The sequence below is a fragment of the Octadecabacter sp. R77987 genome, assembly GCF_042466115.1.
Classification (GTDB): Bacteria; Pseudomonadota; Alphaproteobacteria; order Rhodobacterales; family Rhodobacteraceae; genus SW4.
Window position 1 is genome coordinate 357,696 of sequence record NZ_JAXHBQ010000001.1, and the last position, 11,523, is coordinate 369,218.

12 protein-coding genes and 1 tRNA gene are annotated in these 11,523 nt (G+C 60.5%); 4 read left to right on the plus strand and 9 right to left on the minus strand.

What is annotated here, in order from left to right; translation table 11 throughout:
* The first annotated feature begins 52 nt into the window (after window positions 1-52).
* Entirely contained in the window at window positions 53-175 is a 123-nt protein-coding gene (locus SJY21_RS01805) for a hypothetical protein (protein WP_377505339.1), read from the plus strand.
* Between the two features lie 186 nt (window positions 176-361).
* On the opposite strand, the gene SJY21_RS01810 is transcribed toward SJY21_RS01805, so the two are convergent.
* Window positions 362-787 carry an iron-sulfur cluster assembly scaffold protein gene (locus SJY21_RS01810; RefSeq protein WP_377513104.1) on the minus strand — a complete coding sequence of 142 codons (426 nt, stop codon included), beginning with the start codon at window positions 785-787 and terminating at the stop codon, window positions 362-364.
* Window positions 788-866: 79 nt separating this feature from the next.
* On the opposite strand from SJY21_RS01810, the gene hisI reads away from it, so the two are divergent.
* A complete protein-coding gene (hisI, locus tag SJY21_RS01815; RefSeq protein WP_377505342.1) occupies window positions 867-1,232 on the plus strand; it encodes a phosphoribosyl-AMP cyclohydrolase in 366 nt (121 codons plus the stop codon).
* A gap of 30 nt (window positions 1,233-1,262) precedes the next feature.
* Here hisI and gluQRS read toward each other — a convergent pair whose 3' ends face one another.
* The 6 genes from gluQRS to rocF form a co-directional block, all read right to left on the minus strand.
* A complete protein-coding gene (gene gluQRS / locus SJY21_RS01820; protein WP_377505345.1) occupies window positions 1,263-2,117 on the minus strand; it encodes a tRNA glutamyl-Q(34) synthetase GluQRS in 855 nt (284 codons plus the stop codon).
* Window positions 2,114-2,725 (minus strand): class I SAM-dependent DNA methyltransferase, encoded by a 612-nt coding sequence (locus tag SJY21_RS01825; RefSeq protein ID WP_377505348.1) that lies wholly within the window; start codon window positions 2,723-2,725, stop codon window positions 2,114-2,116. Before SJY21_RS01825 ends, gluQRS begins: the two co-directional genes overlap by 4 nt.
* 19 nt (window positions 2,726-2,744) lie before the next feature.
* Window positions 2,745-4,151, minus strand: coding sequence for a methylenetetrahydrofolate--tRNA-(uracil(54)-C(5))-methyltransferase (FADH(2)-oxidizing) TrmFO (gene trmFO, locus SJY21_RS01830; RefSeq protein WP_377513106.1), 1,407 nt, complete (start codon window positions 4,149-4,151; stop codon window positions 2,745-2,747).
* A complete protein-coding gene (gyrA, locus tag SJY21_RS01835; protein WP_377505351.1) occupies window positions 4,148-6,895 on the minus strand; it encodes a DNA gyrase subunit A in 2,748 nt (915 codons plus the stop codon). Before gyrA ends, trmFO begins: the two co-directional genes overlap by 4 nt.
* 176 nt (window positions 6,896-7,071) lie before the next feature.
* The gene (locus tag SJY21_RS01840) at window positions 7,072-8,115 is read right to left on the minus strand and encodes an ornithine cyclodeaminase (RefSeq protein ID WP_377505353.1); all 1,044 of its coding nucleotides are present in this window, start codon (window positions 8,113-8,115) and stop codon (window positions 7,072-7,074) included.
* Window positions 8,112-9,041, minus strand: a complete 930-nt coding sequence (gene rocF, locus SJY21_RS01845; protein WP_377505355.1) for an arginase — start codon at window positions 9,039-9,041, stop codon at window positions 8,112-8,114. The genes SJY21_RS01840 and rocF overlap by 4 nt, the downstream gene beginning before the upstream one ends.
* A 94-nt stretch (window positions 9,042-9,135) precedes the next feature.
* Between rocF and SJY21_RS01850 the strand changes: the two genes are divergently transcribed.
* Window positions 9,136-9,570: an Lrp/AsnC family transcriptional regulator gene (locus SJY21_RS01850; RefSeq protein WP_377505358.1), complete on the plus strand. Its 435-nt coding sequence runs from the start codon at window positions 9,136-9,138 to the stop codon at window positions 9,568-9,570.
* A gap of 14 nt (window positions 9,571-9,584) precedes the next feature.
* Here SJY21_RS01850 and SJY21_RS01855 read toward each other — a convergent pair whose 3' ends face one another.
* Both SJY21_RS01855 and SJY21_RS01860 read right to left on the minus strand, forming a co-directional pair.
* Window positions 9,585-10,037: a disulfide bond formation protein B gene (locus SJY21_RS01855; RefSeq protein WP_377505361.1), complete on the minus strand. Its 453-nt coding sequence runs from the start codon at window positions 10,035-10,037 to the stop codon at window positions 9,585-9,587.
* The gene (locus SJY21_RS01860; RefSeq protein WP_377505364.1) at window positions 10,034-10,612 is read right to left on the minus strand and encodes a YqaA family protein; all 579 of its coding nucleotides are present in this window, start codon (window positions 10,610-10,612) and stop codon (window positions 10,034-10,036) included. The genes SJY21_RS01855 and SJY21_RS01860 overlap by 4 nt, the downstream gene beginning before the upstream one ends.
* Window positions 10,613-10,848: 236 nt before the next feature.
* Between SJY21_RS01860 and SJY21_RS01865 the strand changes: the two genes are divergently transcribed.
* Window positions 10,849-10,934, plus strand: a tRNA-Leu gene (locus SJY21_RS01865).
* Window positions 10,935-11,523 lie beyond the last annotated feature (589 nt).

Consider the following 11,523-nt stretch of genomic DNA (forward strand, 5'->3'; position numbering starts at 1 on the left):
ATGATATGAGAACAAAGATGCAACAAAGAGAACAACCGCAGGAGACACCAATATGGCGAAAGAGATCAAGAACGTGATCGCACGGTCGCAAGATACGATCATTTCCGACGCAATCGGTGCCCTGTCTTTGGTTGTGATCCTGTTTGTCGGACTGTCCCTGCCCGGACTGGTCTGACCTGCCTGCGCTCCGTGCCGATCCCCATTCATGTCAACCTGTCCCAACACAAGATATGAACCACACTGCCTGTCCAGAGATTGCCTCCTCTGAAAAGGGTCATCGGGTCCCACACGGAAACGCTTAACCTGCCGCCGCCATCCTGTCCCGGATGGCGGCGGTTTTTTATTTTGTGGCAGGGGGTTGTCAGGCGTTGTTCATGCTCTTGATCGCATCAAGTGTGGCATCGAATGCCAGCAGGATCGAACCATGGCGGTTCTTGTAGTCTGCCGCCGGTTGCAGCACTTCCAGCCCGTCAAAAGGCGCGGCAGGCACGGGGCCGCCGGATTTCAGCATTGCCGCCAGTTCATCACGCCCCTTTTGCACCGTTGCTGCGTCCAGTCCGATGATCACCGCACCAATCACCGCCGCGGCCGCCTGGCCCAAGGCGCAGGCCTTCACGTCTTGTCCATAAGCGCTGATCCTGCCATCCGTCAGGGCGATGTCCACCGTCACGGTTGAGCCGCACAGCGGTGCGCGCTTTGTTGCGCTGCCCATCGGCGCAGGCAGGCGTGTGGTGTGGGGCATATCCGCCGCCAACGCCAGAATCCGCGCGGAATAGAGTTTGATCATGTCCTGGTCGGCCACGGGGTTTGCCCTTTCGTTTCTTGCCCCCTAGATAGGGCCGGTAATCGCAAAAGGAAATCCCGCCATGACCTTTGATCCCGCAACGCTGACATATAATGACGCCGGCCTGATCCCCTGTATTGCCCAAGACCAAAGCGGCGAAGTGCTGATGATGGCCTGGATGAACGCGCAGGCGGTGGCGCAAACGCTGGCAACGGGGCGTGTCACCTATTGGTCGCGATCCCGCGGGGCGTTCTGGATCAAGGGCGAAACATCGGGACATACGCAGGATCTGGTGGATCTGCGCGTTGATTGTGACCGCGACTGCCTGCTGGCCGTGGTGCGCCAGACAGGCCCGGCCTGCCACACGCACCGGCGGTCCTGTTTTTATACATCCGTCATGGATGGTGAAACCGAACTGATGGCACCGATGGCCGAAAGCGCGGATTGAGTTGTATTGGCCAAGATGAAGCCGGGAGCGTCAGAGCCCGACCATCTGGCGGATGTCCCCGGGGCTGGCCCCTTCGGCGCGGTATTTCGACAGGGCGCGCGCATCGTCACGTTTGGCAAGTCGGCGGCCCTGATCATCGCGGATCAGCCTGTGATGGTGATAGATTGGTGTCGGCAAGCCCAGCAGCCGTTGCAGGATCACATGGATTTTCGTTGCTGCGAACAGATCCTGGCCGCGCACGATATGGGTGATGCCCTGGGCCGCGTCATCAAGCACCACAGAAAGGTGATAGGACGTGCCCATGTCGCGGCGTGACAGGACAACGTCACCGATGCTGGCGAGGGCTTCGTCTGCGCCAAAGGAGATCGCGCCGGTTTCGCCGTCCGGGCCTTTGCCGGTTTCGGTAAATGTGAACGGTGTGGTCAGGTCACGCAGGGCGCGTTCCAGCCACAGGCGCAGGGCGCGATCGGTGGGCATGGGCGTATCTTGCGGGCAGGCCGGGCGGCAGATGCCCGGATAGATCAACCCGTCGGGACCGGTCAGCACCAGCATGCCCTCTTGCGGGGCGGCCATCGCCGCCAGAACATCCCGCCGCGAGCAAGTGCAGGCAAAGACATACCCGTTGTCCCACATCCAGTTCAGCCTGTCGTGATACTGGGCCAGCCTGTCGGACTGGCGCATCACAGGGGTTGGCCATGTCAGCCCCAACCAGCGTAGGTCGTCATAGATCTGCGCCTCCCATTCCGGACGCGCGCGGGTCTGGTCGATGTCTTCGATCCGCAGCAGGAACGTGCCGTCGCGCGCCATGTCATGGGCCAGAAGGGCGCTATAGGCATGCCCCAGATGCAGCGGCCCCGTGGGCGAGGGCGCAAAGCGGGTGATCATGAACGGCGCAGCACGATCACGTCCGATCCCATGCCCTTGTCAGGCAGGTGCGGGCCATGATCGCGGTGGACCTCGCTGACCGTTCCCGCCGCCAAAAGGCGGGCAAGGTGATCGGTATAGCGTGAATCGGCCAGCGTCGGGTCGTTGAACGAAAACGCCAGCAACCCGCCGGCATCCAATGCGTCGATCAGCAAATCAAGCGTATCGGGCGGGGCCGCACCAAGGCTGACCACACCGGCAGCGAGAATCGCATCATAGCTTCCGCGCGCCACGTCAAGCGCACCTGGTGTGCCCGCGAACAGCTTGCGGTAAATCCCTTTTTGCTGCGCCAGGGCCAACATTTCCGGCGTGATGTCAGTGCCGTCGATCGTGGTAAAACCCGCTTGCGCCAAGGCCATACCCGACAACCCCGTGCCACAGCCGAAATCCAGCACCGGTCGCGTCACATCCATCAGCGGACCAAGGGCACTGGCCGCACGCGTCGGCGTCACATAGCCCGAGCCAAGCACATCGGCGTCATAGTCGGCCGCCCAGTCGCGATAGATCGCGATGGTGTCCTCGACCGAGCGGGGTTTCCAGAGTTTGGTGTTCAAAGTGTCGTCTGCCATGTTTCAAGGCTAGCGCGGGTTACGCACCTTGGGCAAGCCAGGCTTGCCAGTCGGTCTTGGCGCGGTCGGTATAGGCCTTGTAGCGGTCCTTGCGTCCGCGACGGCCCGATTTAAGCCCCTCGACAGCGGGAAACAGCCCGAAATTGACGTTCATCGGCTGGAACGTCTTGGCATCTGCCCCGCCGGTGATGTGGGTGACAAGTGCGCCGGTCGCTGTTGTGTCAGGGACGGGTGGCAGCGTTTCGCCGCGCAATTCGGCGGTTGCCAGGCGCCCTGCAAGCAGGCCCATGGCCGCCGATTCAACATAGCCTTCAACGCCGGTGATCTGGCCCGCGAACCGGATATTAGGGCGCGATTTCAGGCGCATCTGGTCATCCAGCAAGGTGGGTGAATTCAGAAACGTGTTGCGATGAATACCCCCAAGACGGGCAAAATTCGCATTCTCCAGTCCTGGAATGCGTTTGAGAACATCGATTTGCGCGCCATACTTCATCTTGGTCTGAAAGCCGACGATATTGTAAAGCGTCCCCAACGCATTGTCGCGGCGCAGTTGCACTACGGCGTAGGGCTTGTTTTCGGGATCGTGCGCATTGGTCAGGCCAACCGGTTTCATCGGCCCGAAACGCAGGGTCTCGCGGCCCCTTTCGGCCATGACCTCGATCGGCAGGCAGCCATCAAAATAGCCAGCGGTTTCGCCCTCTTTGAATTCGGTTTTTTCAGCGGCCAGCAAGGCATCAATAAAACCTTCGTAATCGGCCTTGGTCATCGGGCAGTTCAGATAGGCTGTGCGCTCGTCCTCGGTGTCGCCCTTGTCATAGCGGCTTTGCATCCACGCCACATCCATGTTGATGCTGTCGTGATAGATGATCGGGGCGATGGCGTCGAAAAACGCCAGTGCTTCGGCACCGGTTTCGGCGGCAATGGCATCTGCCAGCTTGCCCGATGTCAGCGGACCTGTGGCGATAATCCACTGGCCATCGTCCGGCAGCGCATCAATTTCCTCGTATGAAACCGATATGTTAGGGTGCGCGGTTAAGGTCGCCGTGACGGTTTCGGCAAAGGGATCACGATCAACCGCCAGCGCACCACCAGCGGGCAGTTTATGCTGATCGGCCGTGGCCATGATGATCCCGCCAGCGGCGCGCATTTCCCAATGCAGCAGGCCCACTGCGTTTTGTTCATTGTCGTCCGAGCGGAAGGAATTGGAACAGACCATCTCTGCCAGATTGCCGGTCCGGTGGGCAAAGGTTGCGACCTTGGGGCGCATTTCATGGATCACGACCTGAATGCCCGCGTTGGCGGCTTGCCATGCGGCTTCGGATCCGGCCATGCCGCCGCCGACGATGTGGAGCTCTTGTGTCATGACGCCACCGATAGCTTTGGATGATGCGGTTTGAAAGGGCGGGTTTACACTTTGTTGTGTTATTCGACCGGGTCCGCGCCTTCGTCCTCGTCGCCCTGTTCGGCGATCCAGGCAACGGATACGACCACTTCGCCCTTACCTGTGTCAAACACCTTGACCCCACCCGCGCTGCGCGAACGGAAGCTGATGCCCTCCACAGGCACGCGGATCGACTGGCCCTTGGAGGTGGCCAGCATGATCTGGTCGTCCAGTTCCACAGGGAAGGAGGCGACCAAGGCACCGCCGCGCATCGCCTTGTCCATCGCCATCACGCCCATGCCGCCACGCCCGCGCAGGGGGTAGTCGTGGCTTGACGACAGCTTGCCCGCGCCACCGGCGGTGATTGTAAGGATCAGGTTTTCAGCGGCCGACATTTCGGCGTAGCGGTCGGGGGAAATCGCACCGGCTGGCGCGTCTTCCTCGTCTTCGTTTTCGGCGTCATCGGCCAAACCGGCCATGGCGCGGCGCATCTTGAGGTAAGCGGCACGTTCCGCCGGATCGGCCTCGAAGTGGCGGATCACCGACATGGAGACAACCGTGTCATCGCCGTTCAGCCGGATCCCGCGCACACCCACGGACGCGCGGCTGTTGAACACCCGCACATCGGTGGTGCGGAAGCGGATCGCACGGCCCGAATCCGTGGTTAGCATCACATCGTCATCGTCGCTGCAAATGCGCGCGTTGATCAGTTTGGTGTCAGCGTGATCATCCTCGAACTTCATGGCGATCTTGCCGTTTGATTTGACATTAGTGAAGTCTGACAACCGGTTACGGCGCACAGTTCCAGCAGATGTGGCGAACATGATCTGCAGGTCGTCCCAGTCTTTTTCGTCGCGGTCCACCGGCATGATGGCGGCAATCGACACACCCGGCGGGATCGGCAGAATATTGACGATCGCCTTGCCCTTTGAGGTGCGCGAGCCCTGCGGCAACCGCCAAGTTTTCAGCTTGTAAACCATCCCGTCGGTCGTAAAGAACAGCAACTGCGTGTGGGTATTGGCCACGAACAGGGTTGTGACCACATCCTCTTCCTTGGTGGCCATGCCGCCGACACCCTTGCCGCCGCGGCGCTGCGCGCGGAAATCAGCGAGGGCCGTGCGTTTGATATAGCCACCCGATGTGACGGTGACGACCATGTCCTCGCGCTCGATCAGGTCTTCGTCTTCCATGTCGCCTGACCAGTCGACAATTTCGGTGCGGCGCGGCACGGCGAACAGTTCGCGCACCTCGGCCAGCTCGGTGCGGATGATGTCCATGATGCGGTCGCGGGATGACAGGATCGCAAGGTATTCGCGGATTTTCGCGGCCAGATCCTGCAATTCGTCTGTCACTTCCTTGACGCCGATCTGGGTCAGACGTTGCAGGCGCAAATCAAGGATCGCACGGGCCTGCGTTTCCGACAGGTTATAGGTGCCATCGTCATTGGCCGTATGGGTCGGATCGTCAATTAGGGCAATGTATTCAAGGATGTCGCGGGCGGGCCAGCGCCGCGTCATCAGTTTTTCGCGCGCTTCGGCCGCGTCAGCAGAAGACCGGATCGCGGCGACGATTTCGTCGATATTGGTGACGGCAACGGCCAGACCGCACAGGATATGGCTGCGCTCGCGGGCCTTGCGCAACTCGAACGCGGTGCGGCGCGCAACCACATCTTCGCGAAAGTCGATGAAGCAGGTCAGGAAACGACGCAGGGTGAGCGTTTCGGGGCGTCCGCCATTCAGCGCCAGCATGTTGCAGCCGAAACTGGTCTGCATCGGCGTAAAGCGGAACAACTGGTTCAGCACCACCTCGGCGGTGGCATCGCGTTTGAGTTCGACGACCACGCGCACGCCGTTGCGATCGGATTCATCCTGCACATGGGCGATGCCTTCGATGCGCTTTTCGCGCGCAGCTTCGGCGATTTTTTCGATCATCGCGGCCTTGTTGACCTGATAGGGGACTTCGTCGATAACGATGGCCCAGCGATCCTTGCGCAATTCCTCGATATGGGTTTTCGAGCGGATGATGACGCTGCCGCGCCCTTCCAGATAGGCTTTGCGCGCGCCGGAACGGCCCAGCATGATGCCACCGGTGGGGAAATCGGGGCCGGGCACATAGTCGATCAACTGTTCGCTGGACAGGTCCGGCTGGTCAATCAGGGCCAGCGTTGCATCGACGACTTCGCCCAGATTGTGGGGCGGAATATTGGTCGCCATGCCCACGGCGATGCCGCCTGCGCCATTGACCAGCATATTGGGGAAACGGGCGGGCAGGACGGTGGGTTCCTGCTGTTTGCCGTCATAATTGTCTTGGAAATCGACGGTGTCCTTGTCGATATCGGCCAGAAGATAGGCGGCGGGTTTGTCCATCCGCACTTCGGTATAGCGCATGGCGGCGGCGTTATCGCCGTCCATGGAGCCAAAGTTGCCCTGGCCGTCCAGCAAGGGCAGCGACATGGAAAAATCCTGCGCCATCCGCACCAATGCGTCATAGATCGCAGAGTCGCCATGCGGGTGGTATTGGCCCATCACATCGCCCACGGGACGGGCCGATTTGCGATAGGGTTTGTCGTGGGCGTTGTTGGTCTCGGACATGGCGAAAAGGATGCGCCGGTGCACCGGTTTCAACCCATCGCGCAGGTCGGGAATCGCGCGGCTGACGATCACCGACATCGCATAGTCCAGATAGGAGGTCTTCATCTCGTCGGTGATCGAGATCGAAGGCCCATCGTAGACATACCGTTCAGGTGTGTTTTCTTCAGGGTTTTCAGGTGTTTCCGGGGTATCGTTCACGTAAGTCGCCTGTCTGGTCTTGAACCGCTATATTTTGTTAACAGCGGTATATCAGACCCAAGGGATGGGGTGCAATGGGCAAGGCCGCTTGCGCCCCGCACGCGGGCGGGGTTGGGGGGCGCTGCCCCCCGTCCTCGCGGACTCCCCCCGGAGGTATTTTTGAACAAAAGAAGGGGTTATTGCGCCCGCAGCAGCATCCCGAACAGATCGCGCGGATCGTCGGGATCGGCGAGCATGTCAAGATCGGTGTAAAACGCCGTGCCCTTGATCTTGTCGCGGATGTAGCGCAGGGCGCTGAAATCCTCGACGGCAAAGCCGACACTGTCGAACAGGGTGATCTGGCGCGCGTCGGTGCGCCCCTTGGCGGTGCCGGTCATGACCTGCCAAAGTTCGGTCACGGCGTGATCGGGGTCAAGCTGCTGGATTTCGCCCTCGATCCGGGTCTGTTCGGGAAATTCCACAAAGATGTCCGAGCGCAGCAGGATATCGCGGTGAAGTTCGGTTTTGCCGGGGCAATCGCCGCCGATGGCGTTGATGTGCACGCCGGCGCCGACCATGTTGTCGGTCAGGATCGTTGCGTATTGTTTATCGGCGGTGCAGGTGGTGATGATCTGCGCACCCATCATCGCGTCCTCGGGGGTGGTGCAGGGGATCACGGTAAGGCCGGAGCCGGCCAGATTTCGCGCGCATTTTTCCGTCGCCGCGGAATCAATGTCATAAAGGCGCACGGTGTCGATCCCGCAGATCGCCTGAAACGCCAAGCACTGGAATTCGCTTTGCGCGCCATTGCCGATCATCGCCATGGTCGTCGCGCCCTTTGGGGCCAGATAGCGCCCGACCAGCGCCGATGTGGCCGCCGTGCGCAGCCCGGTCAGCAGCGTCATTTCCGACAGCAGCACCGGATAGCCGTTGCCCACATTGGCCAAAAGTCCAAAGGCCGTAACGGTTTGCAGGCCTTCTTTCATGTTCTTGGGGTGGCCGTTCACGTATTTGAAACCGTAGACTTCGCCGTCCGAGGTGGGCATCAGTTCGATCACCCCTTCGGCCGAGTGGGAGGCCACACGCGGGGTTTTGTCGAACAGCTCCCAGCGTTTGAAATCCGCCTCGATATAATCGGCCAGATCGCGCAGCATTTGCTGAATGCCGATGGAATGCACCAGCTGCATCATGTGATCGACGGATACGAAAGGCACGAGAGCGAGTTTGGAGGGCGTTGTCATGTAAAGCTCCGGGTGGGGCGGTCAAAGATGCGCCGTCCCAGCAGGGAGGCGGTCAGATCGACCATCAGGGATGCGGTGCGCCCGCGATCATCAAGAAACGGGTTGAGTTCGACGAGGTCGAGCGAGGTTACAAGCGCGCTGTCATGCAGCAGCTCCATCACCAGATGGGCCTCGCGCATGGTCGCGCCGCCCGGAACGGTGGTGCCGACGGCGGGGGCGATGGAGGGGTCAAGAAAATCCACATCCAATGACACATGCAGCATGCCATTGGCCGCGGCGACCCGTGCAAGAAATTCGGAAAGTGGCGCCTTGATCCCGCCCTCGTCGATGGCGCGCATGTCCACGTAGGTCACATCGCTGCCCTGAAGGGCGGCATGTTCGGCATCATCCACCGAGCGCAGGCCCATCATGCAAACGTTTTCAGTGGGCACCACGGCGGGCAGGGGCGGGAAGGCATCAAAGCCGTCGCGCCCTGTCACATAGCCCACGGGCGTGCCGTGCAGGTTGCCGCTGTCGGTGCTGTCGGGCGTGTGGAAATCAGAGTGCGCGTCAAGCCACAGCACGAACAGGGGCCGGTTCTGGTCAGCCGCGTGGGCGGCCATCCCTGCGACCGAGCCCAACGACAGCGCGTGATCACCGCCCAGAAAGATCGGCATGCCCGATTTGGCCGCATCGCGCGCGGCCGCCGACAGGGTTTTCGTCCAGCCGATGTTTTCTTCCAGCTTGTAAACCAGCGGATTGCGGGTGGTGGTTTCGGGGACGTCGGCAGGGGCAAGGTTGCCAAGGTCCGTGGCCGTGTGGCCAAGGCCTGTAATCGCCTCGGCCAGACCGGCTGTGCGATAGGCGTCAGGCCCCATCAGGCAGCCACGATTGCGTTTGCCACAGTCCACGGGTGCGCCGATAAGTATGCAATGTGTGTTTTCCATGGGCCGAGTTTTACCCGTTATGGTGGTAGTGTCAGGCGTCAATTTGTGCGAAATGGGTTGCTATTGACCAAACAGAACATAAGAAGTGATCGGAATGGATGATCTTGATATCGGGCTGATCGCCGCCCTGCGCCGTGACGGGCGCGCGCCTCTGTCCGATCTGGCGGCTGACCTTGGCGTGACCCGTGCAACGGTGCGTGCCCGCATGGCGCGGTTGCAACAAAGCGGGGAAATCGCGGGCTTTACGGTGCAGACACGCCGCGATGTGGCCCCCAGCCCTGTGCGCGGGCTCATGATGTTGGGGATCGAAGGGCGCGGCGCAGACCGGATCACCCGCACATTGCAGGGCATGGTGGCGGTCATGGCGGTGCATTCGACCAACGGGGCATGGGATCTTGTGGTGGAAATCGGCACCGGCACGCTTGAGGCGCTGGACAAGGTGCTGTTTGACATCCGCCGCATCGACGGGGTGACACGCAGCGAAACGAACCTGTTGCTGTCGACGCGGCGTGCGGGGCGGGGTCGTTAAAAGGACGCGGGGCGTTAGCGGCGCGCGGCCACGATCCAGACGGCCACCAATGCAAGCGAGAAAATCGCGTTCCAGCTGGCCATCGACAGCCCGAAAATCCACAACGAGACCTGATCGCACATCACAAGTGCCGGGCCATCAAGCGACAGCAGATCAGCGCCCGACCCCAGATTGCCGCCGCCGGTGCAGCTGGTCGGGCCGTCCCACCAGTCCTGTTCGACGCCGGTGTGATAGATGCCAAGACCGCCGGTCGTGGCGGCGGCCAGTGCACCCAGATAGGCCCAGATGCGCCCTGAAAACCCGGCCAGCAGCACCAGCGCGCCGATGATGATCGCCGCTGCGTGGGGCCAGCGTTGCCAAAGGCACATCTGGCAGGGGGCATAACCGATCGCCTGGAACAGGAATGCCCCGGCAAGAAGTGCAAACGAGCCGCCAGCGGCGATAAAGATCAGGGAATTGCGGGTCATATGTATTTCACCAGGAAGAATCCGCCGATCAGTAGGACGCAGAACAGGGTGAACACAAGCCCAAGGCGGCGTTCGATAAAGTCACGAATTGGTGTGCCGAATTTCCACAGCAGCGCGGCGACGACAAAGAACCGCAAGCCCCGCGCGATTATGGATGTGATGACGAATGTCGCCAGCGGCATCCCCGTCCAGCCGGACATGATCGTGATGACCTTGTAGGGGAAGGGTGTGATCCCCGCGACCAGCACCGCCCAGAACCCCAGATCGTTGAAGCGCGTGTTGAATTCGGCCATTGAATCGGCCTTGCCAAGGCTTTGCAAAATGGGCTGACCGATGCTTTCGAATGCGAAGGCACCAATCGCATAGCCCAGGATGCCGCCCAGAACAGAGGCGACCAGGGCCACACCGGCAATCAGGAACGCGCGGTTGGGGCGGGCCAGGATCATCGGAATCATCAGCACATCAGGCGGGATCGGAAAGACCGAGGATTCGATGAACGCAACAGCCGCCAACGCCCAAAGCGCATGCGGCGTGTCCACCAGCGACAGTGTCCAGTCGTAAAGTTTGCGGATCATCGGTGCTCGGCCCGTTTTGTTTTTCCCCTTAGGGCATGGGCGCGCGATCAGGTCAAGGTTTCAAGGATGCAGGCTAGACGCAGGATCGGTGCAGATTGTCGAAGAATGCCGTTGAGGTGGCAGGGTCTGTGCACGGCCAGAAAACTGGTGATCTGACCCCTTGCGAGACCTTTGGTGCGACACGGCTTTGAGGGGCGTTGACGCGGCCTGCGCGCGGGGGTAAACCGCGCCCGTTGGCCGGTGTGGCGGAATGGTAGACGCAGGGGATTCAAAATCCCCCGACAGCAATGTTGTGTCGGTTCGAGTCCGACCACCGGTACCAACGAAATTTCCGAAAATTTGAAGCATTGATTCGCGGGTCTGTTCGCTGACCCAGGGTTAATTATGGTCATTTGACGCGATTGGTTCCGTATTGGCACCGATCTGTTAACCCTGCCTTATTTCTGCCGCGGGAAAAGGCGGGGGGGTTTCCCCGTGAACCACTGTCGCGCGTTTTGCTACATTCGACGGCTCGATTCACCTTAGAACCCGCAAATTTGCCACTTTGCATCGCTGCGACCTGTCCAAAAGTGCTATTATTGTTTCTGGCAGCGAAACAATGGTCAAAGGGCAGGATTTCGTGACGCAAGGTAAATCACCTGAATTTCAGCGCGCAGACCCGTTAACCATCTTAATCCGAACACTTTTCACTTTGTTTGACTTAACCTTGGCTGTATCCAAGTCAGGCCCAACTGGGGGGCATATCCGGCATCTGGGGTGTCGGGTTCGGATGCGAAAGCAAACGAATGAAAATGTGGTGTCTGCGGGATCGGGTCCAAACCTGTTCGATGCGGATGATAGTTTTGGTCGCTTGCGACCGGCGTGTATTGTTTGGGGCCCTGCCATCTTCAATTCGCGTCTTCATCTAGAAG